Origin of the sequence: Ferruginibacter sp., assembly GCF_049840995.1 — a bacterium.
Lineage (GTDB): Bacteria > Bacteroidota > Bacteroidia > Chitinophagales > Chitinophagaceae > Ferruginibacter.
The window spans coordinates 145,487-171,095 of record NZ_JASGIP010000003.1; the positions used below are offsets into that span (position 1 = coordinate 145,487).

The 25,609-nt window shown below is 42.9% G+C and carries 25 protein-coding genes; 7 read left to right on the forward strand and 18 right to left on the reverse strand.

Annotated features, from left to right (window positions below):
* Window positions 1-62: 62 nt before the first annotated feature.
* A complete protein-coding gene (locus QM738_RS02195; RefSeq protein WP_462275043.1) occupies window positions 63-2,312 on the forward strand; it encodes a S9 family peptidase in 2,250 nt (749 codons plus the stop codon).
* Between the two features lies 1 nt (window position 2,313).
* Here QM738_RS02195 and porT read toward each other — a convergent pair whose 3' ends face one another.
* Both porT and ubiE read right to left on the reverse strand, forming a co-directional pair.
* A complete protein-coding gene (gene porT / locus QM738_RS02200) occupies window positions 2,314-2,982 on the reverse strand; it encodes a type IX secretion/gliding motility protein PorT/SprT (protein WP_462275044.1) in 669 nt (222 codons plus the stop codon).
* Window positions 2,983-3,023: 41 nt separating this feature from the next.
* Entirely contained in the window at window positions 3,024-3,767 is a 744-nt protein-coding gene (gene ubiE, locus QM738_RS02205) for a bifunctional demethylmenaquinone methyltransferase/2-methoxy-6-polyprenyl-1,4-benzoquinol methylase UbiE (protein ID WP_462275045.1), read from the reverse strand.
* Window positions 3,768-3,967: 200 nt separating this feature from the next.
* On the opposite strand from ubiE, the gene yihA reads away from it, so the two are divergent.
* Window positions 3,968-4,615, forward strand: a complete 648-nt coding sequence (gene yihA, locus QM738_RS02210; protein ID WP_462275046.1) for a ribosome biogenesis GTP-binding protein YihA/YsxC — start codon at window positions 3,968-3,970, stop codon at window positions 4,613-4,615.
* 71 nt (window positions 4,616-4,686) lie between these two features.
* On the opposite strand, the gene QM738_RS02215 is transcribed toward yihA, so the two are convergent.
* The 14 genes from QM738_RS02215 to QM738_RS02280 all read right to left on the reverse strand — a co-directional run bounded on the left by QM738_RS02215 (window position 4,687) and on the right by QM738_RS02280 (window position 18,226).
* Window positions 4,687-5,160: a ribonuclease H-like YkuK family protein gene (locus tag QM738_RS02215; RefSeq protein WP_462275047.1), complete on the reverse strand. Its 474-nt coding sequence runs from the start codon at window positions 5,158-5,160 to the stop codon at window positions 4,687-4,689.
* Between the two features lie 230 nt (window positions 5,161-5,390).
* Window positions 5,391-6,968: a T9SS type A sorting domain-containing protein gene (locus tag QM738_RS02220; protein ID WP_462275048.1), complete on the reverse strand. Its 1,578-nt coding sequence runs from the start codon at window positions 6,966-6,968 to the stop codon at window positions 5,391-5,393.
* A gap of 39 nt (window positions 6,969-7,007) precedes the next feature.
* Window positions 7,008-7,457, reverse strand: coding sequence for a hypothetical protein (locus QM738_RS02225; protein ID WP_462275049.1), 450 nt, complete (start codon window positions 7,455-7,457; stop codon window positions 7,008-7,010).
* A gap of 133 nt (window positions 7,458-7,590) precedes the next feature.
* Window positions 7,591-7,953 (reverse strand): CoA-binding protein, encoded by a 363-nt coding sequence (locus QM738_RS02230; protein WP_462275050.1) that lies wholly within the window; start codon window positions 7,951-7,953, stop codon window positions 7,591-7,593.
* A 2-nt stretch (window positions 7,954-7,955) separates the two neighbouring features.
* Window positions 7,956-8,360, reverse strand: a complete 405-nt coding sequence (locus QM738_RS02235) for a thiol-disulfide oxidoreductase DCC family protein (RefSeq protein WP_462275051.1) — start codon at window positions 8,358-8,360, stop codon at window positions 7,956-7,958.
* Window positions 8,361-8,409: 49 nt separating this feature from the next.
* Entirely contained in the window at window positions 8,410-9,300 is an 891-nt protein-coding gene (locus tag QM738_RS02240) for a TIGR01777 family oxidoreductase (protein WP_462275052.1), read from the reverse strand.
* A 2-nt stretch (window positions 9,301-9,302) separates the two neighbouring features.
* Entirely contained in the window at window positions 9,303-9,707 is a 405-nt protein-coding gene (locus QM738_RS02245; protein WP_462275053.1) for a hypothetical protein, read from the reverse strand.
* Between the two features lie 35 nt (window positions 9,708-9,742).
* On the reverse strand, window positions 9,743-10,189 hold the full coding sequence (locus QM738_RS02250) for a hypothetical protein (RefSeq protein WP_462275054.1): 447 nt from the start codon (window positions 10,187-10,189) through the stop codon (window positions 9,743-9,745).
* An 11-nt stretch (window positions 10,190-10,200) separates the two neighbouring features.
* Window positions 10,201-10,575 (reverse strand): hypothetical protein, encoded by a 375-nt coding sequence (locus QM738_RS02255; RefSeq protein ID WP_462275055.1) that lies wholly within the window; start codon window positions 10,573-10,575, stop codon window positions 10,201-10,203.
* A 109-nt stretch (window positions 10,576-10,684) separates the two neighbouring features.
* Complete coding sequence (locus QM738_RS02260) at window positions 10,685-11,191, reverse strand: GbsR/MarR family transcriptional regulator (protein ID WP_462275056.1); 507 nt, start codon at window positions 11,189-11,191, stop codon at window positions 10,685-10,687.
* 697 nt (window positions 11,192-11,888) lie between these two features.
* Complete coding sequence (locus tag QM738_RS02265) at window positions 11,889-13,520, reverse strand: 2-oxo acid dehydrogenase subunit E2 (protein ID WP_462275057.1); 1,632 nt, start codon at window positions 13,518-13,520, stop codon at window positions 11,889-11,891.
* A 190-nt stretch (window positions 13,521-13,710) separates the two neighbouring features.
* Window positions 13,711-15,507 (reverse strand): DNA polymerase III subunit gamma/tau, encoded by a 1,797-nt coding sequence (locus QM738_RS02270; RefSeq protein ID WP_462275058.1) that lies wholly within the window; start codon window positions 15,505-15,507, stop codon window positions 13,711-13,713.
* A gap of 147 nt (window positions 15,508-15,654) precedes the next feature.
* Entirely contained in the window at window positions 15,655-16,824 is a 1,170-nt protein-coding gene (locus QM738_RS02275) for a hypothetical protein (protein WP_462275059.1), read from the reverse strand.
* Window positions 16,825-16,933: 109 nt separating this feature from the next.
* Window positions 16,934-18,226, reverse strand: a complete 1,293-nt coding sequence (locus QM738_RS02280; protein WP_462275060.1) for a DUF937 domain-containing protein — start codon at window positions 18,224-18,226, stop codon at window positions 16,934-16,936.
* A 184-nt stretch (window positions 18,227-18,410) separates the two neighbouring features.
* Between QM738_RS02280 and QM738_RS02285 the strand changes: the two genes are divergently transcribed.
* Genes QM738_RS02285 through QM738_RS02295 form a run of 3 tightly spaced genes read left to right on the forward strand, consistent with a single transcriptional unit; the run spans window position 18,411 to window position 21,731 of the window.
* Complete coding sequence (locus tag QM738_RS02285; protein ID WP_462275061.1) at window positions 18,411-19,634, forward strand: sensor histidine kinase; 1,224 nt, start codon at window positions 18,411-18,413, stop codon at window positions 19,632-19,634.
* Window positions 19,635-19,665: 31 nt separating this feature from the next.
* Complete coding sequence (locus tag QM738_RS02290; protein WP_462275062.1) at window positions 19,666-20,397, forward strand: LytR/AlgR family response regulator transcription factor; 732 nt, start codon at window positions 19,666-19,668, stop codon at window positions 20,395-20,397.
* A 32-nt stretch (window positions 20,398-20,429) separates the two neighbouring features.
* The gene (locus tag QM738_RS02295; RefSeq protein WP_462275063.1) at window positions 20,430-21,731 is read left to right on the forward strand and encodes a M28 family metallopeptidase; all 1,302 of its coding nucleotides are present in this window, start codon (window positions 20,430-20,432) and stop codon (window positions 21,729-21,731) included.
* A gap of 59 nt (window positions 21,732-21,790) precedes the next feature.
* Here the strand turns inward: QM738_RS02295 and QM738_RS02300 are convergent, their stop codons facing one another.
* Complete coding sequence (locus tag QM738_RS02300; protein WP_462275064.1) at window positions 21,791-22,855, reverse strand: hypothetical protein; 1,065 nt, start codon at window positions 22,853-22,855, stop codon at window positions 21,791-21,793.
* Window positions 22,856-22,941: 86 nt separating this feature from the next.
* Between QM738_RS02300 and QM738_RS02305 the strand changes: the two genes are divergently transcribed.
* A complete protein-coding gene (locus QM738_RS02305) occupies window positions 22,942-23,733 on the forward strand; it encodes a hypothetical protein (RefSeq protein WP_462275065.1) in 792 nt (263 codons plus the stop codon).
* A 79-nt stretch (window positions 23,734-23,812) separates the two neighbouring features.
* On the opposite strand, the gene QM738_RS02310 is transcribed toward QM738_RS02305, so the two are convergent.
* Complete coding sequence (locus tag QM738_RS02310; protein ID WP_462275066.1) at window positions 23,813-25,009, reverse strand: T9SS type A sorting domain-containing protein; 1,197 nt, start codon at window positions 25,007-25,009, stop codon at window positions 23,813-23,815.
* A gap of 132 nt (window positions 25,010-25,141) precedes the next feature.
* Between QM738_RS02310 and QM738_RS02315 the strand changes: the two genes are divergently transcribed.
* Window positions 25,142-25,588, forward strand: a complete 447-nt coding sequence (locus QM738_RS02315) for a DUF1569 domain-containing protein (RefSeq protein ID WP_462275067.1) — start codon at window positions 25,142-25,144, stop codon at window positions 25,586-25,588.
* Window positions 25,589-25,609: the final 21 nt, after the last annotated feature.

Below are 25,609 nucleotides of genomic sequence, written 5' to 3' on the forward strand. Positions count from 1 at the left end.
TTGATAAATCATTGTGTATAAAGCAATGATGCATTGCTATTTATCAACCTTAATCAGCTTTTATGACAAGCCGAAAGTTTGCTGTTGCAATAATTTGTACCTTTTTAGCATGCCCGGTATCTTATTCGCAGAAAAAAGAAAAACTGAATTTAAACCTGGATGCGATATGGAGTGGTTTTTTTGATGAAAAGAAAAAACAGACCCACATGATGCATACTGCCAACCGCTTCACTTTTATTCAAGCGAGGCCGGAGCAGAGTCTTGAAATGATCTTTTCGCTGGACTTTGAGACCGGGAGGCTGATCGATACTGTTTTTTCCAACCAGGTAAAACAGTCGAATGATACCATACCTATTACCTTCACTTTTTTTAATGATTACGAATTTTCCCCGGATGATTCAAAGCTGCTGATCAAAACGCAGATAGAACCTTTATTCAGCAGCTCCACCAAAGAATTCAACTTTGTGTGGGATATAGAAAAAAAAGTGCTGCGGCCGGTTACTGCCGAGGGCAAACAATGGTATTCTTCCTTTTCGCCCGATAGTAAAAAACTGGCTTATGTAAGGGAAGGCAATATCTATATCAAAACGCTTGCAACAGATGCTGTGCAGCCCATTACTTTTGATGGCGCCATGGGCAATAACCTTTACGGTATGGCCGATGCATTGTATGAAACCAGTTTTGGTATGATGCAGGCTTACCAGTGGAGCCCCGACGGACAATACATTGCTTTTTTACGCTTTAATGAAAACTCTGTCCGCTCCTTTCCTATTACTTATTTCGACCGTGTTTATCCTGATGTAAACAAACAACGTTATCCCGTAGCCGGCGAAATGGTACCCGAAGTTTCGGTGTATATCTACAATATAAAAAACAAGATATTATCGTTGGTGGACCTGGGGCCGAATACCAACCAGTATATACCCGGCATCAGGTGGCAACCCGACAGTAAGGGATTATACGTTCAAAGGCTCAACAGAACGCAGACACAACTGGATGTGCTGGTGGCAGATATCAAGACCGGTCATACCCATACTGTTTTAACGGAAACAAAACCGGATTACATTAAAGTGGACCCCGACAATATCCACTTTGTGCCTACCCGTAATAGTTTTTTATGGTTGAGTGAGGACAGTGGTTATAACCAGGTATACGAAGTGAACATTGCCACTCTGCAAAAAAGAAAGATCACCAAAGGCGAATGGGATGTGTTTGAGATAAAGGCAGTGAACGAAGGCACCGGTGATATTTATTATACCGGCAACGAATCGGGTACGAGGGAGCGGCACCTGTACAAAATAAATATTGATGGCACCAAAAGAAAAAAATTAACCGATGGTGATGGATATCATGATGTACAGCTTACCAGTAACAACCGCTATTTTATTGATGAATACAGTTCGGTCAACACACCTTCATCATTGCAGATGTACAATACCGATGGCAATACCATCAATGGCAAATTATTGGAGAATAAAGAGCTGAAGGCTAAGATGAATGATTACCGGATACCTAAAGAAGAATTCATCAGCTTTACCGGCAGTAATAAAGACGACCTGAAAGGGTGGGTGATAAAACCTTATGATGCCACGAACAAAAAACTACCGGTGATCGTTTATGTATACGGTGGACAAAGCAGGCAGGAAGTACTGGATAAATGGGATGATAAAACAACCCTCACACTTCGCTACCTGGCCAACCAGGGTTATTTAGTAGCCTGTATAGATCCGCACGGCACACCCGGCCGCGGCGAAGCATTCCGCAAAGCCACTTTTAAAAAGCCCGGCGATACGGAAATGGAAGACATCATTGCTTTTAAAAATTACCTGCAGAACAATTACCGTATCGACACTTCCAATATGGCCATCATGGGCTGGAGTTACGGCGGGTACCTGTCGGCGTTAGCTGCCACTAAATATGCCGGTTTGTTTAAAGCCGAAATAGCTATAGCACCGGTAACCAACTGGCGCCTGTATCAAAATATTTATACCGAACGGTTGCTGCAAAGCCCGGGCGAAAATGCAGAAGGCTACAATAATGCATCGCCGGTAAATTTTGTGCAGAATTACCAGGAAGGTTTATTGCTGCTGCATGGTACAGCCGATGACAATGTGCATTATCAAAACAGTATGGAACTGAGTAAACTGTTGATACAATCCCGTAAACAGTTTGACCAGTTATTCTATCCAGACTATCTGCATAATATCAGCGATAACAATTCCAATTCGGCAAGGATACATTTGTTTACCAAGATCACCGAATTCTTAAAATTGCATTTAGGGAACACAGCAGCAGTGCCTGCCAGGAAATAAATTACTCAACAGTGAGTGAAAAAGTAATGGTACGGGAGTTGATCTTATCAATCACATTGGAAAATTTAAGGTTGGCATCACGGGCATGTAAATTGCCCAGGCCCCAGCCTACTTTTAATTCGGGTGTTAGTACAAAATAAGGGTAGTAAAAATGAAAGCCCAATCCCGCTTCCACACCATAATCCAGGCGGTTCAGTTTAATAAGGTTCTCGGCCTTGCGGGCACCGGCGTTTGCAGCAAGGTCATATTCTGCTTTTACGCCACCCAGCATATACACTTTAAAATTACCGATCCTGTCGCTGCTGAATTTTATCTGTATGGGCAGCGTAAGTGAAATGGATTGCACTTTTTTTATCGTTATGGAATCCTCACCACCCGGAACATCCGGGAAACGAAGGCTGTATTCAAAAGCTTTTTCAGTAAAAGTAAGGTTGAGCGGGTAAGTGCGCAGGTTAAAATGTTCGCTCAGTCTTTTATCCACCAGCCATGCCAGGTTGATACCCGTGCTGTTGATGCTTTCCACACCTGCAATACTATCCGGCTGCTGGTTCAAAAACAGCGGGTGATGCGTAAAGCTGAAGTGCGAGCGGTTGAGGCCCAGGTTGATACCAAAATGCACCGGCTTTTCATCATGATCCAACTGGTTAAGACCTTCCCTCAGCTGAGACATACTCAATAAAGGACAAAGCATTAAACCAAGTATAGTAAATACTATTTTGTACCGCAATAAATGCTGCATATTCCTAAACTGAGTGGTTTGCAATAAGTGTTTGAATATCCCAGGTTATCCAGGATCAGTGTAAAATTCTTGCCTTCAGGAAATTTTTGAATTGATTCGTCGAGATATTTATAGGCGTTGCGGTTTTTTGAGAATAATTTGCCCACATTCGGACAAATGATCTTCATGTACAAATTATACATGCTTTTTACACCCGGCATTTTGGGCTTGCTGAACTCCAGTATCACCAGTTTTCCTCCCGGTTTCAGCACCCGTCGTATCTCACTCAGCCCCTTTTCCAGGTGCTGAAAGTTACGTACCCCAAAAGCCACGGTCACCGCATCAAACGAGTTGTCTTTAAAATTTATTGTTTCGCTATCTCCATTTAACAACTCTATAGTATTTGATAATCCCGCCTTTTCTACTTTTTTACGGCCAATTTCCAGCATACCATCGCTGATATCGATGCCGGTTATTTTGGCCGGTTTCAATATACCAGATGCCATGATCGCCACATCTGCTGTACCGGTGGCCACATCCAGTATGGTTTGGGGCTTTAATGCCGCCAGTTGCCGGATAGCCTTCTTCCTCCACCTGATATCGATACCGGCGCTTAAAAAACGGTTCAGGAAATCGTAATTAAACGCTATATCATTGAACATAGACGCCACCTGCTGCTTTTTACTGCTTTCGCTGTCGCGGTACGGCACCACGGTATCATGTGCAAATTCTGTCATACTGCAAAGATAAGGAGCATCGGGGAAGCGGCAAGCCAGAAGCTGGAGGGGAAAAGCCACAAGGAGCAAGCTACAAGCCACAAGCTGCAAGGGAGCAACAAGATGACCAAACATTTTTTTGAGACCACCCTTCTCCCCTTGTGGCTTGAAGCTTGCGGCTGGCAGCTTGAAGCTTGTATCTTGTGCCCTATCTTTGCTGCATGGAGATCAAATCGGCCAAATACCTGATCAGCAGTCCCGACTACACTAAATGTCCGGCGCCCGACCGGCCCGAATATGCGTTTATAGGCCGTAGTAATGTGGGCAAATCCTCGCTCATCAATATGTTGTGCAATAACGATAAGCTGGCCAAAACCTCCTCTGCACCCGGCAAAACCCAAATGATCAATCATTTCATCATTGGTTCTGAATCGGTAAAAGAAAAAGCATCCGCTAAAAATACCGCCTGGGATGGCTGGTATATTGTTGACCTGCCCGGCTATGGCTTTGCCAAAGTAAGCCAGAGTGCCCGGAGGCGTTGGGAACAGATGATCGAGAATTACCTGCGCAAAAGAGAGAACCTCACCATGGTTTTTGTGCTCATCGACAGCAGGCATTCGCCGCAAAAAATAGACCTGGAATTTTTAGACCAGTTAAGAAAATGGGATGTGCCCTTCAGTATCATCTTTACCAAAACCGACAAAGAGAGCCAGGCCATCGTAAGCAAAAATGTAAAAGCTTTTTTTGCTGCCATGAAAAAGACCTGGCAGTTCTTACCACAACATTTTACCACCAGTGCTGTAAAAAAGCAAGGCAGGGATAAGATATTAGCGTTTATTGAAGAGACGAATAATAGAGGGGAAGAGTAAAATATAAGGGAGACAATTCCACTAACCGCAATTATCACTACGGAGTTCAGGTAAGATAAATTTGTAAACTTTTAGTTCACCACCTTATTGGCACAGCTGCTGCTGGCAAAGGCTTCGGGTTTGGCTTTAAAGGCAAAGCCCATACCCAGGATGTAACCCATTGCTTCACGAAGGGCCTCATTACTTTTGAACTGCGGGTTGGTATTAATGTCAGCATGCACTTCCATGTCAACATTATACTTTGTAAACAGGTTGCACAGTTCATAAGCGATCTCGATGCTTTTGGCAACTTCCACCAGCATACGTTCTTTAATACTGTACTTGTGCAATGTTTTTTCGTTGTGAATGAACATAAAGCCGCCATGGCCTTCACGCAAAAAAACAATTACAGTGGCAAACTCGGTTTCCCTGCCTTTTACCTGGCTGTCGGTACCAATACAAACTTTTAGATGAAAGCCATTGTCTGTTTCTCTTTTAATGGCCTGCTCAACAGCATTCTTGATGGGAAGTTGGATGGGGTCTCCGTTAAATTTTCTCCATAACATAAAAATGGGTTTTTTAAAGTTACGGAAAAAAACAATGCCCCCAACCCCCTGAAGGGGGCTTGGTAACAGAATAATAACTTACGCAGCTTTCATTTAAGTGAAAGCTTGATCTTTGGTTACTGAAAAGAGTATTAGGATCTTGCTATTTTCAAAAGCCCCCTTTAGGGGGTTGGGGGTACTAAAAAGGGCCAGCCCCTAACGCTGACCCTTAACTTACACATGAATCTACCTTACTGTTTTATAATGCGTTCTGTCTGACGATAATTGTTACTGAATATTTGTATGATGTATATACCACCGGGTGCATTGCTGATGTTAACATTATTAAAACCTGTTACACCAGTACCCTTTGTTATGATACGGCCGTTGATGTCATTCAACTGGTATTGGTACGGTGCGGGAGCGTTAATAATAATTTCTTTCTGTATAAACGTTGATACGCCAAATTTATTATCTGCAGCGCCGCTTATTCCTTTTAAAAATATAGTATTGGAATACACAGTTTGACCAATAGAGGAAGTAACTTTTAAGCGGTAATACAATGGGCTGTTCTTCAATGGTTCGTAAGAATATTTTTTATTACCGGTCACGGTGGCAATATCTTTAAAATTCATAGCGTCTGCAGATGCCTGCAGCACTACCGACTTTATTGGCTCGTCGGAAACGATGTTCCATGCAAGATTGTGTTGCTCATTATCTGTATTACCCGTAAGTGATACATCATGTATCGGTAAGGCCTGTGCACCACTTAAAGTGTAAGAACCAAGACTTCCATACTCGCCGATATTTGTATTGCCGGTACCATCCAGCCGGATATAATAGGTACCACTGTTCAAAATGGTATCTACCACCACACTCATAGTGGTGCTGGGGTCGTAAGTTCTTATCACACTGCCTGCACCATTGATCAGCTCAAGCTTGATATCCAGGTTGGCGCCTATATAATTGGAGCCTACATTAAAAGGCACTGCTGCCAGGTAAAATGCGCCTGCCTGCGGCATTACAAACCTAAAGGCATCTTTATCTGTATTCGTTGTAATAATGCCACTGATGGAAAAATTACCCGGTGTGAATGTGGTAGTGGATGCATTCAGCGTTTCTGTATAATCATCCGTACGGTAAGTAAAACCATTGCCGGTGGTAATGATAGAAAGATTGTCCTGGAAATTGGTACAGCCATAAGGGGTAGGTCCGTTGTTCCAGTTGCTCATGTTCTTGTAATAACTATTGCCCATGATCGGCGCCCAGCCCGTTTCGCCGCCGCCGGTACCACTGTTATACGGTTCTACCGGTGTTACACAATCGCTGCCGTATTTTGACTGGTGCGATAAACCTACGGTATGACCGCTTTCATGCGAGCAGCACTCACCTACCATTTTAGGACTATTAGGGCCCAGCCTGTCGCAGAATACGAAGCCCGGTGTATCATCTCCCCATGTAAAGGAGCCTACATAAGAGATACCACCCACACCCGGCCACCAGCCGCTGGTAGGGGTAACTATAATGCGTATACGCTTTGTAAGCGGTGCTGCTAAAAAAACAGTGGAGTCTGTTGTGATATTGATACTAAAGGGACGATAATCTTCTGCAACGCGGTAAAACGCTTCTGTGATCTGTGCATCCGTCATACCCGATGGTGCACAATTAAGCGGTGCGCCATTGTTCCACACCGTGCTGTTTACGTAGTGACCGTCAAAATCTAAAAATATGGTGGCTGGTGCAGCAGGATAACTGCTCAGCAGCGGAACTGCGAAGGATGACTTTGCAAAAGCCAGTGCAGTAAATAAAATAAGGTATAGTTTTTTCATAGGTTTGGATATCAGTGTGTAAGGTTATTGGATATTGCTTTAAGGCTGGCTGCAGTCCTGTATCACTCTGCCGGTCTCTATTTTTAAAAACTGGTAATTGCCCTGCGCATCCTGCTTCAATTCGTAGCCATCAAAATATTTGGTGTTGATGATGCGGCCCACATAATTAACAGTTCCGTTCTCAGTTATTTTCGATAAAACAAATATGGCACCATCATAAGCAGCAGATCGTATCACCACGCTTTGCAGGTTGGCATATTTTACCACATTACTTGTAACCACGCCATCAAAAGAAAAATTATCAGAAAATCTTAATCCTGCATTTTGATTGGCAGCGATAGAAAAAACCTTGCCCAGTTCGGCATTGGTACAACTGATCTTATCTGGAAAACTGCTGAAGAGTTTGGGCTTGCTGCTGTTTTGTGCTTTTGCGGTAGTACACATAATTGTAAGCAGCAACAGGTATGTGCAGTAGATAGGGTATTTCATATGTCTGGATTTTTTTGAAAAGTTGCCGGGGCAGCTTATCAATAAATCCAGAACGGGGATGATTTTTATTTATTTTATTTCAACGCTTTGGCGGCGCTTTTTAGAATTTTTTCTACAGACTATGTAGGCCGTTTTAGTACTGCCCGGTGCTTAATAAAACAAGGGTGCAGGCTTCCTGTGGTAATATATTATTTTTTTGTGCCAGCTCTGCCAGTTCATCATTTTCGGCGCCGGGGTTAAAGATGATGCGTTTGGGGTGAAGGGATAAAATATAATCGTAATATTCTTTTTGCCGCTGGGGATTTAAATACAATGTAACAGTATCAATACCTTCAAACACTTTCTTTTCTGTTTCGATAACAGTATTACCGATCTTTCCGGCCTTTGCGCCCAATGCCACTACAGGGTGTTCTTTTGCCATCAACCTGTTAACAGCAAGATTACTGTACCGGGCCGGATTTTCGGATGCGCCTATTACTAATGTTTTCTTTGCCATAATTATAAAAACCTTCTTCTTACATCGGGTGAGGGTATCATGCACTGATCTTTTACGCCAAACCATTTATAACGGTTCTTTGCCACCAGGTTATATACAGCATCCCTTATAAACCTGGGAACAATGATAAATCCATAACACAAAGGCCATAAGCCGCTTAAATACCTGCATACACGCAATGCAGCAGTTGAACGGGAATACACTTTGCCATCTTCAATGAACATGAACGATTTCATATTCATATCATCGAAGGGAAGATTATATTGCCGTGTATACAAACGTCCCTTTTCAGATTGTATCGGGGCAAACTGTATCTGTGCCTTCTTATCTCTTTTAATAACGAAGTTTACGGCTCCGTTACAAAAATTACACACACCATCAAATAATATCAAGGGTTGCTGTTTCATTGCTATTGCAAAGTTACGTTTCTATACCGGTTATGCCTTTGCAGAGTTATTAACCTTTGAGTATATCTTTCAAAGCATCTTCAAGCAATGGATATTTAAATTGATAACCATATTGCTGCAGGCGTTCCGGTATCACCCAGCGGCTTTTCAACACCAGTTCTGTTTCCGTTTTTATTAAAACGGCGCCCATTTTAAGCAACCATACCGGCATAGGTAAACCTACCGGCATTTTCATTAGCTGCCTGAACAAACGCATTAAGGTCGTGTTATGAACCGGGTTGGGTGCGCAGGTATTAAAAACGCCATTCAGTTCTTTATGCTGCTGTATAAAAATTATAATACCAAACAGGTCGTCAATATGCAGCCAGCTGAATTTTTGTTTGCCGCTACCCTGCTTACCTCCTGCGCCAAAACGCACCAGGTTTTTAATGGGTGGCACCACACCACCACCCTTGCCCAGCACAATGGCCATGCGCAAAGCCACCTGTCTTGTTGCCTGTAATTGAAAGGCAAAAAAAGTTTTTTCCCAGTTCACCGCCACGTTCACCGAAAATCCTTTGCCGATCTCGCCGGTGCTTTCTGTCATTGGCCGGTCTTCGGCATGGCGGTAGATAGTAGCGGTGCTGGAATTGATCCACAATGCAGGAGGATTTTTGCATTGCAGCACTGCTTCACCCAATTGCTGCGTGGTGTTGATCCTAGAATCGTAGATCTCTTTTTTGTTTTGCTCATTGTACCTGCAGTCAACCGATTTGCCGGCAAGATTGATGAGCATTGCAGCATTTTCCAATGCTGCAATAATGGCTGCAGGTTTATCCCACTGAACATGATGCGCCTGCCGTGAGATAATGATAGTATCGTATCCCAATGCAGCGAATTTTTCTGAAAGGTACTTGCCGGTAAAACCGGTGCCTCCTGCAATAACAATTTTTGGTTTCATAGTCAGACAATAAAAATTAAAATGATAAGGCGGTATAAAACCCAGGTGTACGAAATAAAAACGGGCAATAAAAGTTGTTGTACTATTTTTTTATGCTGCCAGAACATGACCCATACCACGGCAAAAAAATAAACGATATTGATCAGGTCAGTGCAGGGATCAAAATGATTTACAATAATTACCGGCCACAGCAAAATGCCGCCCATTAAAGAAACCAGCAGCATATAGAAATAATAGTCCAGTTTGGTTTTCCACGTTCTTTTGTAAATGAATGGATATTGAAAGAACAACATGCCGGTAACCATGCACAGCTCGAACAACCAGTTGTATTTAATGGAAAGCAGGTGTTGAATGAGAAGTGCATAACGGCTGAGTGTGAAAGCAACTGCGATAATACTTAAAAGCATTACAATTATTTTAAGATATGCAGAGCGTTGATACATTATGGTTTATTTTGAAGATATCCCGTTAGGTTTGATACAAACAATACAACAAAGATGAGGGAAAAAGCCACAAACATAATATTCATCAATACCGTTCCTATTTTGAAGATCTTCTTTGGCGGTATCTGGTACATTGGATAGTAAGCAAACTGTGTGATCAGTTTTCCTGTCCAGTAAGCTGCAATTAATCCCGTTAATGCAGTTGCAAGCGAAGTTTGATTTTGCAGATCACTTACAAACAGAATCGAAATTAATCCGAAAGAAAAATTCAATCCTTGTATATAACGGCCATAGGTCTTCGCTATTTCCTGGTTAAGTGGTTTTAGTTTTTTTACATCGTTGTACCAGTCAAATACGGCATGGCGTACATAAGGATAAATAATTGCTGTAAATATCTGGCCTGCTGCAGCCAGTATGATCAGCCAGGTAGGAATGATAATTTTCATACAGTTGTTTTTTATTTTAAAAGATCTAGTGGACGTTGCATTTTTACATATACTTCATCATAACAAAGCCAGGTATAAAATATGGCCATAACAGGTGCGGCAAACAATAAAACGATGAGGACTAAATAAAGAATTGCTGTAAAGATGATACCCGCCCCCGCCAGGATAAAGATTGTAAAAACTGTAAAATGATAGTTGCGTCTTTTGGTACCGGCTTCACAAAACCATTTATTAAAATAATGAACCAACATACTGATCACCTGCCAGCCACCTACTACAAAATACCCTGTTAAAAAATACTCGTCCTGCCGGCAACAACCATAAATTACAAAGCTGAATATCAGTATCATGCTTATCCAGACATCTATTGTTTTAAACTGTTTCATAACTGTATATTTTATAATTTCAGAAAAAATTGAAAATATGTACCCAAATAAAAGCTGCTTTCGCAGCTTGTTCACAAGGTCTGACGCCCCCGTCTGACCTTGTGAAAATTTATTTAAAGAACTTCAATAAGCTTCCCAAAAACCAGTTCTCATCAGCCTTTATCATCACATCCAGCATTTTATCTGCCTGCCCACCAAATTTTTTGATGCCGGCTACGGTATCCAAAAACTGTTTGGTCTCTTTATCTTTTTTATCGCCATCCACTTTTTCAAGTTGCCCCAGTAATTTCAGCATGGGGTCCAGTTCCCTTTTCTTTCTTTCTTTAATGATCTGGGTGGCTACCTTCCAGATATCTTTTTCGGCGGTAAAGAATTCCTTGCGTTCGCCGGGTATCAATACCCTGTCTACCAGTCCCCAATCCACCAGGTCACGGGTATTCATATTCACGTTACCGCGGCTGATGTTGAGTTGTTCCATGATATCATCCTGAGTAATGGGGTCGGGACTGATGAGCAGGAGTGCATGTATCTGCGCCATAGTACGGTTGATGCCCCAATGTGTACCAAAGGCCCCCCAACTGCTGATGAACTGTGCTTTTGCTTCGGTCAATTTCATGATAGCATATTTACAGTACAAAGATAGTTCAATTATTGAATTTTCAAAACTTTTTGAAAATTAATTTAGACAACTTTATTAACCTGCTTTGTTTTGAATATAAAAAAGGCAATTACAGTCCCGATAAATGCACCGAAGATGACGGCATAGTGGAAGTAAGTTTCGTTTAAGGGGTATATTATTTTTTCCGGGAGGTTTGTCATTACTGCTTCCCTGCTGAATATCCGATATATATTGAAAATCAATGCAAGGATAATGAAAGCCACAATCACAAGGGCGGAATATATCCTTTTCCCCGGGTAGCTTATCTTACCGGTTGACCATGTTGCAAACATAAAAAAAGGGACCAATGCAATGCTGCCATTCAGCATTAAAGTTTGCAGGAACATAGTATTAACATTGCTTACCTGGAAAACCAAATGGCTGTTATCAAAAAAAGATAACAGGTAACTTAAAATCTCGTTTGTGATGAAGGAACAAACAATAAAGATCAATACCGATGCTATACTGCAAAATAAAATGGTACGCTTCATAATTTATCACTCAAGATAATAAACCCTCACAAATTCAGCTCATAAAAAAAGCGTTAGCTTTTACGCTAACGCTTTCAATTATATTCAAACCCTTATTCACTTGCGGCCTTCACTCACGTCTCACGATTACCACACGGTTCAGGTCGCTTGGAGCGCCCCGACCCTTAGGCTAACATGGTAACAGGGTTCTCTAAGTATTTCTTTAATGTTTGTAAGAAAGCAGCACCTACAGCCCCATCCACAACGCGGTGGTCGCAAGCCAAGGTTACTTTCATGATATTACCCGGAACGACCTGGTTGTTTTTAACAACCGGTACCTGTTTGATAGCACCTACCGATAAGATGCAGGCATCCGGTGTATTGATAATAGATGTGAACTGATCGATACCAAACATACCCAAATTAGATACGGTAAAGGTATTGCCACTCATATCCATCGGCGATAGTTTCTTTGATTTTGCTTTGCCCGAAAAATCTTTCACATCTGCAGATATCTGCGACATGGTTTTATTATCGGCAAAACGAACCACCGGAACAACAAGTCCATCTTCAACAGCCATGGCAACACCAACGTGTACATGATGGTTTACAATGATCTTATCGCCTCTCCAGGATGCATTACACATCGGGTGTTTTTTAAGCGCTACTGCACAGGCTTTTACAACCATATCATTGAACGATACTTTTGCAGGTGCAGCTATATCATTGATACTTGCCCTGGCTGCAATAGCATTATCCATATCGATCTCGATCGTTAAAAAGATATGCAATGCGTTGAATTGACTTTCCGTCAAACGCCTAACGATCGTCTTCCTGATATTGGTGATCTCTATTTCGTCGAAGCTTTCTACACCTGCAACATAATTGGATGGTGCAACAGAACTGGTTTTAGCAGCAGTTGCAGCCGGCGCTGCAGCGGGAACATATCCGTCCACATCTTTCTTGGTGATCCTTCCACCATCGCCACTGCCGGTTATTTTGCTGATATCAAATCCTTTTTCTGCGGCTAATTTTTTAGCCAATGGAGAAGCTTTTACCCTGCCATTAGTGGCAGCCACCGGTTCTGCTGCTGTAATAGTTTCCGGCGCAGTTGGAGCTGTTGCGGGTGTTTCGGCAGTTGCTACAGGTTGTGCACCAGCATTGGCACCGCTTTTTTCGGCGGCCACATAAGCGCTTACATCCGTACCTGCTTTACCAACAATAGCTATGATCTGGTTTATTTTTGCAGCTTTACCGGCTTCCACACCTACATAAAGCAAAGTACCTTCTTCATAACCCACCACTTCCATGGTAGCTTTATCGGTTTCCACATCAGCCAGCACATCATCCGATTTTACAAAATCGCCTACTTTTTTATTCCATGATACGATCTTTCCTTCCGTCATGGTATCACTCAGCAAAGGCATGCGTATTTCTTTGGCGCCTGCCGGCAGGGCCACTTTGGTTGTATTTGCTGCGGGTGCAACTGGTGCGGCAGCAGGTGCTGATGCTACAGGGGCCGCTGCCGGTGCAGCTTTGGCGCCACCATCTCCATCCAGCAAGCCTTTATAATCTTCACCTTCCTTGCCCACTATTGCAATGATCTGGTTGATCTTGGCGGCTTCGCCGGCCGGTACACCAATGTATAAAAGAGTACCGTCTGCATAACCCACCACTTCCATCGTAGCTTTATCTGTTTCCACATCTGCAAGCACATCGTCGCTTTTTACTTTGTCGCCTACCTTTTTATTCCACGTTACTATTTTCCCTTCGGTCATAGTATCGCTTAAAAGCGGCATGCGTATCACTTCTGCCATATATTAACTATTTCTGATTTTTTAAATTGAGGTTCGAAATTAATGCAAATTGGGGAAAAGAAATAAAAAGTTACGGGTTACGGGTTAGTTTTGTTTTTGGATGATTTGCAGTGAATAAACATATAAGAATAAAACAAACTAAAATAATCGGTTAACCCGTAACCCGCAACAAAAACCAACCCGTAATTTTTTAATAATCCAGCTCCAGTTTCAGCCGGTCTTTTAATTCCTTCACCATTGGGTATTCTTCTATTATCCGCAGGTATTGTTCCCTTGAAGTAAGCGTTTTTTCCACGGGCGCCTGGGTATATTCTTTCTCTACAATGATCACGGTGTACACCAGTTGCTTATTGCAGAAATGTGATTGCAGGTGTTCCACCAGTCCTGCCCTTTCCTGCTCAATGAATTTTTGCTGGATATTATTTTCTGTAACGATCTCGATGCTGTTGCTGTCTTTGATATTCAGCGTGGCCATTTTAAAATTGGTAACGGCAGAATGGTTCTTTCTTTCCACCAGTTTTTCTATAAATAAGCCCCAGGCCACATACAGTTCTTCTTCTGTTATTTCTTTGGCAGTGCTGCCGCTGTTCTTATGCAGTTCCGATACCTGCTGGCGGATCTTTGCCAGCGATGCAATGCCCGCTTTGGGCTGTGCAGGCTCATTAGTGGTGGCAGGAGGTGTTGCACTGGTGGTGCGACTGGTCTTTTTTACCGGTTCGCTTTCAATTACCAGTTTTGCTTCTACGGGAGCGGTAGTTTTTGCCGGTTGCTGTACGGCTTGCATCTCTTCCTTCAGCCTTACCGGCGCCACCGCCCTGAAGGCTACAGGTTTTGCTGCATCAACCAGTTTTTTTTTACTTAAGCCGGCCCCGTCATTGCTTACCAGTTCTACCGCCTGCTGCAGGTAGCTGAGTTTGATCAGCGTCAGTTCCACCAGTAATCTTTTATTGCGGGCCTGTTTATAATTGATCTCTGCTTCTGTCACCAGGTTCAGGGCGCCTATCAGCCAGCCCGCATTGATCTTTTGTGCGGCCTGTAAATATTTCTGTTTAAAATCTTCTGCCACTTCTAATAAGATAGCCGCTTTTGTATCCTTGCTTACCAGTATATTCCGGATGAACTCTGCAAAGCCTTCGAGCACGGTATCTCCTTCAAAACCCTTGCGGTTAATTTCATCGTACAACAGCATGGCATTGCTCATATCCTGCTGCTGCATATAATCGAGGAACTTAAAATAATAATCTTCATCCAGTATATTCAGGTGTTCCAGCGTATTGGCATAATTCAGTTCGCCATTGGTAAAGCTTACTATCTTATCCAGTATGCTTAAGGAATCCCGCATGCAGCCCTCGCTTTTTTGCGCAATGATGTGCAGGGCGGCTTTGTCTGCTTTTATTTCTTCTTTATCACAGATCTCCTGTAAGTGCTCTACCGTATCGTTATTGGTGATCCTTTTAAAATCAAATATCTGGCAGCGGCTTAAAATAGTGGGCAGTATCTTATGCTTTTCGGTGGTGGCCAAGATAAAAATGGCATAAGGCGGTGGTTCTTCCAGTGTTTTCAAAAAAGCATTGAATGCCGATGCGCTTAACATGTGCACCTCGTCCACAATATACACTTTGTATTTACCGGCCTGTGGCGCAAAGCGTACCTGCTCCACCAGGCTCCGGATATCATCCACCGAGTTGTTGCTGGCAGCATCCAGTTCGTGAATATTCAACGAGGTACCGGCGTCAAAAGATACACAGCTGTTACAGGTATTGCAGGCTTCGCCATCCTTGGTCTGGTTCTCGCAATTGATGGTCTTTGCCAGTATCCTTGCACAGGTGGTTTTACCCACACCCCTGGGTCCGCAAAATAAAAATGCATGGGCTAGCTGGTTATTTTTGATGGCGTTTTTTAAAGTAGTGGTTATATGCGACTGCCCCACCACTGTAGAAAAGTTTTGCGGCCTGTATTTACGTGCTGAAACGATGAATTTATCCATTTACCCCAACCCCTAAAGGGGCTTTAAAGATTAAAATAATTTGAACACTGCAATTTAATAAGAGTTTACTGCTTTTGTGTAAAAGGTTTTGCAAACACTATTATGTCCGTCAATAATTGCTCCCCTTTAGGGGATGGGGGTACAATCTCAAATTAATATCGGGTGCCTTTTGAATTCCTTATTCCTGTCGAAAAGATAGCGGTAAGTGGCCAGGTTGCGGCTACGGAAAGTTTCACCAAAGTTCTCCGCCACATTCACCATTTTGGGGTTAAAATCACCTATCCACTGCATCTCATATTCCGTATAAGGCCTCGATGGTACCTGTATGATCTTACCACATTCTCCTATCAAATATGCGTCCACACCTTTTCCCTGCCATTCAGGCACAATACCAAATACCAGGCCGGTGAATTTTTTGGCGGGGTTGAATTTTTGCAGCAGCAGGAATTTTATTTTCTGTAACAGTCCAAACTTGCCATTCATTCTTTTAAAATAATGGTTCAGATCAGGCAGGTTAATGAACATGGCAATAGGCTCGTGATTATAGTAAGCAAAATAAACAATGCGCTCATCCATCACCGGCTTCATCTTTTTAAAAGTGAGCAGCACCTGTTCTTTATTCAGTTCTTTTAAACCACCGTGGCCCGCCCATGCTTTATTGTAGATAATGCTGAAATCCTGTGCAAATTTTTCCAGCTGATTTTTTTTGATGGTCGAAAAACTAAACGCTTTATCGGCTTCTATAATGGCGTGCCGCTGCACAATTTTGGGCAGTAATGGTTTTATGGGATCAAATCCAAAACAAACCTGGTTAAAGAAAAGCCTGAAACCATAATTCTCAAAAAGGGTAACATAATAAGGCAGGTTGTAGTTCATGCAATACAGGGGCGGGTTAAAGCCTTCTGTAACCATGCCCCACCAGCGGTCGCGTTCGCCAAAATTGATCGGGCCGTCCATGGCTTCCATACCTTTTTGCTGCAACCAATGCTTAACGGTATCCAGTAAAAGATCGGCGGCGGCCTGGTCGTTGATGCATTCAAAAAAACCGATCCCTCCCACAGGCACATCATCTCCCTTGTTCTTGTATTTTTTATTGGTAAAGGCTGCAATACGGCCAATCAGTTTGCCATTATCATCTTTCAGTATCCACCTTTCGGCTTCTCCAAAACGATAGGCTTTGTTCTTTTCTTTACAAAAAACATCATCAATGTCTTTGTCCAGCGGGCGTATCCAGTTGGATTCGTTCTTGTAGATCTCCACTGCTGTAAGTAAAAACTGGCGGGCTGTAAGCTGGTCCGTTACCTGGGTTAATTGCATAGCGGCAAAAATAGGTATTTCACCATTCGAAAAATCCCTGTCCTGTTCAGGCCATAAAAAACACAGGCCACCGGGTTATCCGGCGGCCTTACCACTCTTCACGCCTGAACTATTTTGACTTTAGCCTTATCGCCACACGGCGGTTCTGGGCCTGTCCTTCTTTTGTTTCGTTGCTGGCAATGGGCCACTGGCTGCCATAACCTTCGGCACCTACAATACTTTCGGCCGGGGCGCCCAGTTTAGTGATGATCGCTGCCACTGCAGTTGCCCTTTTTTGCGACAGGGGCACATTTACAGCATCAGAACCCGTATTATCAGTATAGCCACCAAACTTAAACCTGGCCAATGGGTAAGCTTTTGCTATGGCCACCATGTTCTTCAGTTGCCCCATCGATTCGTCGGTAAGTTCGGTGCCGCCTTTTTTAAAGTGCACATTGGTAAATTCAAACCAGGTACCTTTTACGGTATCGGGTATTGCTTTTTCGTCTTTTAAAAAATTGATCAGTTTATACTCTGTACTGTTTTTTCCTACCGTTAAATTGGTGCCGTTGGGCAGTTCCAGCACAGCCAGGTCGCCATCATCATAATACCAGTCGCCGGTAAGCGAATCCAGTTTGCCGGTTATTGTAGCCGTTTTATTATCTTTTACTTCGTTGCTGTTTTCATTCGTTTTTACAGAAAGGCTGTCATTACCATCTGCGGCTGCCGTATCTGTATTGTTACAACCTTTGCTAAACAACAGCCATGCCAGCAAACCCAGCCCCGCCAGCAAAAACAGGGGCAGCAGTATATTTAATGTAAATGGTGATTTTTTTTCTTTTTCATTGCTGTAATGAACAGTATGGGACCTTTCTGCACCTGTATCGCTGGTTTTTGCTTGAAGACTGCCCAGGATATTGCCAACATTGAACCCTGCAGGCATCGCAGTTGTTACATTATTCTTCTGGCTGCTTAATAATGTTGCCGGTGTGCTGCCATCGGTGGTATGCCTGCCCAGTAAACCCAGTACCGCAGGCAATGCCATACTTAATAAAGAGGCGCCCGAAGATTGCCTGATACCGGCAAAATTGGATACCAGGGAAATGAGTCCATCTGTTTTATCACCAAAAAAATTATGCAGCAGGCCGGCGGCTTTTTGCAGCATATTGCCGTTCTCGTTCCCCAAAAAACTACTAAGGTTATACGATGTCAGTGAGTTATGTTGTTCATTTACCCAATGATTTACTGTATTGGCGCCTTCCTGTGTGGAAGCTTTATGGATCAGTCCGCTTACAATGGTAGGTACTATCCCGCTGATAGCTTTGTTGATCCCGCTCTCACTTTCTCCCAGGTAGGCGCTCGCCTTATTCACCAGTTCGGGGGTAAAAAGGGCTTTGGCTGCATCAATTAAATTGAATGACATGTTTGTTAGTTTTAAGTTGTTAATAAGCTTTAGATTGATACAGCGGCAAATGGGTTGCACACCGGTAAAAAATAGCCAGAAAATGCGCCCCGGGCGGCGTGTGGATCCGAACCTCCCACACCAACATTTCGCCATTAATCAAAAGCTACCGTAAATTCACTATCTTGAAGGTTAGATTTGCATTATGGGTAAAACGAACATAAGATACTGGCTGTGCCAGGTTTTGGGTTGGGGAATATTTGGCCTTATCCATATTTATTTTAACCTCGGTGTTTTCAGGGAGCAGTTTGCACAACACGGCGGGCAGGATGAATACCTGATCAGCCTGGGCATTTACCTCGTTTCGGGTATCATCTGTACCCATATCCTGCGAACCGTAATAAAAAATACCAACTGGTTAAAGTTCTCTTTAAATAAGATCTGGCTTGTTTTTATCATCAGCATCGGGGCAACCGGCCTGTTATTGTTTTATGGCGGTAATGCTATTGAGCACAACACGCCTTATTCTTTTGATAAGTATATCCAGAACAATAAACTGGAAAGGGCCAAAAAAGCCGAAGCCAATGCAGGGCTGGATAAGGTCGCTTATTACAGTAGCTCCCCCGTCAGGGATTCCCTGAGCCTTAAAGCCATTTCGGATATTAAAAAGAATACCGGCTGGTACCGCAACAGCCAGGGTGTATGGAAATACCAGGATAAAGGCGATCAACTGGGCATTTATCAAAACCTGTTGCTGATAGCCCTTTGGTTTTTGATCTACGTGGTGTATCATTATGTAGATAAGAACAGGAAAGACCAGCTGGACCGCCTGAAACTGGAAAGCAGCATTAAAGAATTGGAATTAAAGACCATCAAATCTCATATCAATCCTCACTTTATCTTTAATTCTTTGAACAGCATACGGGCCCTGGTGGATGAAAATCCGGAACGGGCACGAACGGCCATTACCGAGCTGAGTAATATACTGCGCAGCAGCATGAAGGCAGAAAAGGCCGAGACCGTGTCGTTGCAGAAAGAACTGGATATTGTAAAGGATTACCTGGCATTGGAGCACATGCGTTTTGAAGAAAGGCTGAATGTGGAAATGGATATTGACCAGGATACACTGGGCCAGCAGGTGCCACCGATGATGCTGCAAACGCTGGTGGAAAATTCCATCAAGCACGGCATCAGCAAACTGGTGAATGGTGGCGTGGTACGCATTGTGGCCGATTTTAAAGGCGATAACCTGGAACTGCTGGTACAGAACACCGGTCAGTTGAATGGTAACCTGAATGGCGATGGCTTTGGTATCAAAAGCACGCAGGACAGGCTGAACCTGATGTACCAGGGCAAAGCACATTTTGAAATAAAGAATATAAACAGCAATATGGTGGAAAGCAAGGTTACCATGCCTGTTTCCTTATAACAGTTTCTATTGAATATAAAGCAACACAACTATGCAAAAGGCCGTAATTATTGATGATGAACGTTTGGCAAGAAATGAACTGAAAAAACTGTTACTGGAATTTCCCGAAATTGAAGTGGTGGGTGAAGCGGCCAATGCTGCCGAAGGACTGGAAAAGATAGAGAACCTTTCTCCCGATCTTATTTTCCTGGATATACAGATGCCCGGCAAAACCGGTTTTGATATGCTGACCGAACTGGAAAAAGCGCCGCATGTTATTTTTACCACCGCTTACGATGAATATGCTTTAAAGGCATTTGAAGTGAATGCACTGGATTACCTGATGAAACCGGTAGAGCCTAAACGCCTGGCCGATGCCCTGCAAAAATTACAACAGGCCGAAGAAAAAGAACTGGCAGCTACTATGGCCGGTATCAACCGTGGTATACTCACTGAAGCCGACCAGGTATTTGTAAAAGATGGCGAACGCTGCTGGTTTGTAAAACTGGGCGAAGTGCGTCTATTCGAGAGCGTTGGTAACTACGCCAAAGTATTCTTCGGACCTAATAAGCCGCTGATCTTAAAATCGCTGAATGCACTGGAAGAAAGACTGGATGAAAAAGTTTTTTTCCGCGCCAACCGCAAGCATATTGTTAACCTGCGCATGATAGAAAAAATAGAACCTTATTTTAACGGCGGTCTTTTACTGGAGCTGCACGGCGGCGAAAAAATAGAAGTAAGCCGTAGGCAGGCGGTTAAGTTTAAAGAAATGATGAGTCTTTGATAATTAATAAAATGAATAATTAAACCTTTCTAATGAAGAAAATATTGTTAACTATTTGCGCAGGCTCTATCGGCCTGCTTTCTTTTGCACAAAAAATTGATAAGGTCATTAATGCCGCGGAAGTGGAGCGTATAGAAAAAGTACTTTCATCGGATGATATGCAGGGCCGCAAAACCTTTACACCGGGTATTGACAAAGCTGCAGATTTTATTGCAGCCGAATTTGCCAAAAGCAAGCTGGCTTTCTTTGGCGATAGTAAAACTTATTTCCAGGAATTTATAATGACCAAGGCCAAAGCGGTGGATGTAAGCGGTACGCTGGATAGTGAACCACTTACTGCAGCCAATATTGCTGCCAATACCACTTCGGCGGAGATCAATATCACTTCATTGCAGGATTACCAGGTAGTGGTAGTAAAAAAAGAGGATGATTTTTCAAAAGTGGTGTTCCCGGTTTTTGACCTGGAAAAAAATGTGATCGTATTAGTTGATACTGCGCATACCAGGCGTTTTAAAGGTATGCAGCGCTTTGCAGGCAATGCCAAATTCAAATCGGCTGTATCGCAGGTATTTATTTTAACCGGCAATCTTAATCCTGCTGCCATTAACCTGCATATTAAAAATGAACTGACCGAACAACATTTGAAGAATGTAGTGGGTGTGTTACCGGGCAAAAGCAAAAAAGATGAATACGTGGTGTTCAGCGGACATTATGATCATTTGGGTATCGGCAAAGCTGATAAGAACCAGGACAGCATTTTTAATGGCGCCAACGACGATGCTGCAGGAACTACTGCAGTAATGATGCTGGCAAAATATTTCAGTGCACAAAAAGAAAAAAATGAGCGCACGATTATATTCGTTGCTTTTACTGCCGAAGAGATCGGTGGTTTTGGCAGCCGTTATTTCAGCAAGCAATTAACTGCCGATAAAGTGGTGGCCATGTTCAATATTGAAATGATCGGTACACAAAGCAAATGGGGTTACAACAGTGCTTATATTACGGGGTATGAAAAAAGCGATATGGGAAAAATATTACAGAACAACCTCGCCGGTTCTAAATTTCATTTTGAACCTGACCCCTATCCCAAACAGAATTTATTTTACCGCAGCGACAATGCCACACTGGCCGAGCTGGGCGTGCCGGCACATACCATCTCCACTGCTAAAATGGAAGAAGCGCCGAATGATGAACCTAATTATCACAAACAAAGCGATGATATCAGCACACTGGATATGAACAATATGGCGGAGATCATAAAAGCGGTGGCTATCAGCAGCACTTCCATTATCAACGGAAAAGATACACCGAGCAGGGTTGCAAAGCTGCAATAAGCAGTTAAGGATTTTACTTTATAAAACAGTATATAATACCAGCCTCAACAGGGCTGGTATTATTCTGTTAAGGAACTGCATTGTATGCTGTAGCCGGTATTATCGATCTTGTTTTTATATACCCGCTTTTTATAATCGCTGGTATATAAAATGGCAGAGTCTTTTGTATTGCATTTGATAGCAATGATATCACCGTAATAAAATTGCCTTTCTTTCGATATCTGCCAGGGCTCGCCTTTACTGTAAGCTACCAACGAATCCGCGTGCACATTAAAGCCTACATTCTTGATCTCGTAATATTTGCCATCTTTTTTTTCAGGCGCCAGGTCCACCAGTTTTAAAACCGGGCCTTCCACGTGCACAATATTTTTCAGCATACAGTGACCCGTACCCGAAAATTCTTTTATACTGATCCCGTCAAATTTACCTTCGCCCAGGTTATCTGTGCATACCGCCTGTCGCAGTGCTGTTTTAGAGATAACAAAACTGTCTTTGATGCCGTACTTGAATTCCATACCGGCAATATCATCTTCGGAATTGTAATTATCCTGTTCCTCCCGTACATTGCTTACGATGCCTTTACTTTCTCCATCCTTATATTGCGCAGATATTCTTGCAACGGTAAGTTCATCATTGTGTACGCTCAAAACTTTCAGCGGCACTTTATTATAATCGTAATAATTATTGCCCGGCTGCTTTACCTGCAGTAACAGGTAATCGCCGGCCCGGGTATTTTTGATCCTGTCTGTAAGTGATGTTGCAGCTGCTGCATAGCTTTCTTTGGCTTCCTTTTTCCAGTTGTATTCATGTACCTTTTCGCTTATGCTGAAGATGATCATTCCGCCAATGATCAGTAAAGGCCCTGTCCATGCCCATAAAGAAGTGCGGATAGGATACCGCTGTTCCAATTGCGCTTCAATATCAGCAGGACAATGGTATAATTTACCATCCGGTTTTTTAATCACCCAGAACTTGCCCAGGGGAATAAAAGGTATCCAGAAAAGGTGTCCGTATTTTTGTCTTAATTCAAAAGTATAGCCCGTAAGTTCCCTGTTAAACATTCCTATTTCTTCAGGTGGTACGGCTTTTAAGCGAAAGTTGTTGTGGCCCCAAACGATGGTCATGTACAGATTATTTTACTGCAATAAAGAGCAATTCTTTTTATTCTGCAAATGTTTTTTAGTATATCTTTCGCCCCAAAAACCACCTTATGACAAAAAAACTACTTCCCTTGTTGTGTATCATTGTTTTAGCCAGTTGTTCTTCCGATCCTGTAAAAGTGGTGATCGATAAAAAAGATCTTGCTACCGGTAAGATCACCATTGATGGTAAAGAGCAATACAATTTTAAAGATTCTGTAATTACAGTAACACTAAAGCCCGGCAAGCACAGTTTTGTTTTAAACAACGATCCTGTAAAAGATTTTACTGTAGGTGAAAAAGGAGGATTACTGAACCTGGACAACCAGGAATATGTTGCCTACGAAATTGAATATGCCGAGCAAAGCAGCGAAAAGAAATTCAGCCTGAATTCGATGACGGTAAAAGCTATGGTCCTGATCGATTCATTCATCATTTTACCCAAAGGAGCTTTTGGCAGGCAATCCGATTCTTCTATCCGTAACCTGCTGCCCAAATTAAAGGAGGCAAAGAACGGGAATTATTATTTCAGTATGAGCCCCAATGGCAACGATTATGATGTGAATGAATCCATACATGGGGTGAAAAAATTCGGCAAGGATAAATTGTATATTGAAAGGTTCTGGGATTATTCCCTGGGAGAAAAGATACCCGAATCACTTACCATCACCACGCAAAAAAACGCGATCTCCTTCGGTGCCAGTTCCACCACCCGTACATCTATCATTCATGCGCCGTTATTTTCTTTAATGGCAAGGCTTTCCCCTGATGAATACCTGGTAAAAACCATTGCGGAAATAGAAGCAGGTAAGCAGGATAAAGAAGAGGAAGCGGTGAGAGAAAAAAGCCAGATGAAATTTTAAATAAAAAATATTCATAAAAAATATCCCGGCATGCCGGGGTGTTTTTTTAAATCTAGCTCTGGGCTGGCAATAGCAACAATTATTTTATTACGATCTTTTGCGTATATACTTCTCCGTTACCCGTTACCTGCAACAAGTAAATACCGGGCGTTATACCCTGCAGGTTAAGTGGCAGTGTATTACTGTTTGCGGCAGTTTCGTATTGTTTACTGAACACCGGCTGCCCCAGGTTATTGACGAGTTTTACCGTTACAACACCCCTGATAGTGGTTTGCAAAGTAAATACGCCTTTACCGGGATTGGGATATACCTGCATCAATTTAGTAGCGCTTTCTGCAGGCGGGGGAACTATAACCGCAGCGCAGTTTTTTTGCTTATCGCCATATATGGCAATGCCGTGAATATTGATACCCTGCAGCGTAGGCGCTGCAAGAAAAGAATCCACTACCATACCGCTGGCAATATCAAATTTGTACATGGGGCCGTAACCGGCAAGACCACCCGCCCAAAAACTTTTACCATCCGGAGTGGCTGCGATACCAAAAAAGCCGCAGAGATTGGCAGGAGCATAAGACCGAACAATTGCGCCTGCTTTATTCAGCCTGAACAATTTATTATCGGCACTCGCCACCACCATACCGCTATCGGGTAAAAGCCGCATACCAAAAAGCCAGTTAGGAGTATTAGGTACTTCTGCATAATTGGGTAACTGTTGCCGGGTGGCCACATTATACCGTTTTACTCGTTCTTTAAGATTGGTATAATAGATAATGCTGTCATTGCAGTCCATTTCCACCCACTCCGGGCCGTACACAAAGCCATCGCTTGATATAGTAAAATGATCGGTTATGGCTGTACCTGCCGGGTTTATTTTTACTATCACCGGGCTCCACAGGTCGCCCACGTAAGCATTGCCTTTACTGTCGAATGTAATAGAAGTGGGGGTTCCCTGGTAAGCAGATATATCAATTGTACCCGCCACAGTGCCATCCGTATTGATAATTCTTATGCCATTGGGGCTGCCGGGGGTAAGGTTGGAGTTGGTGACCCATAATTGCCCCGTTAAAGGATGGATGCGCAGGCCCGTGCCATTGCCATTGCCTGCATCACCCGTGTTGATGTTTTTAATAAGTACACCATGCGCATCACGCCATTGAATGATGCCGCTGCCCTGCCCTAAAAAAATATCGCCGCTTTCAAAATGCGTGTGTTGCGCCATGGAGGCGGCGCAGCAAAAAAACAACAGGTATATTAAGTTGAGTAAAGGTCTTATCATGCAGTAGTGCTTGGGTGAACGATCAGGACATTAAATTAAGAAAAACTCTGCAAATAATGCAAGGCCCGGTGCACAGTTTATTTCATTCTTTTAAGATATTGTATATTTTGCAGGGTATTAAATATTGCTATCATGAAAACAGTTTTAGATACTGCAACAAGAGCAGAACTGATCAGCAGGATCAGTTCTTTAACCGATGAGCATAAAGCCCAATGGGGTAAGATGAATGTGTACCAGATGTCCATTCATTGTATACTGTGCGATGATATGTTTTGGGGCAACCTGGCAGTAAAACGTGTCTTTATCGGCCGCCTGATAGGAAGGATGCTGCTGCGTAATGCACTGAAAGAAAATGCTGATTTTGGTAAGGGTGCGCCCACCAGTCCACTGTTACTAACCACCTCAAAAAGTGGTGATATAGAGGAGCAGAAAAAAATATGGATCAGCAAAGTGGGAGAATATGCGCATTATGATAATCATCATTTTGTGCATCCTTTCTTCGGGCCTATGACTTTGGAACAGATCGGCATATTTGCCTATAAGCATACGGATCATCATTTAAGGCAATTCGGCGCTTAATGGGTCGGGACGCTCAAGCGG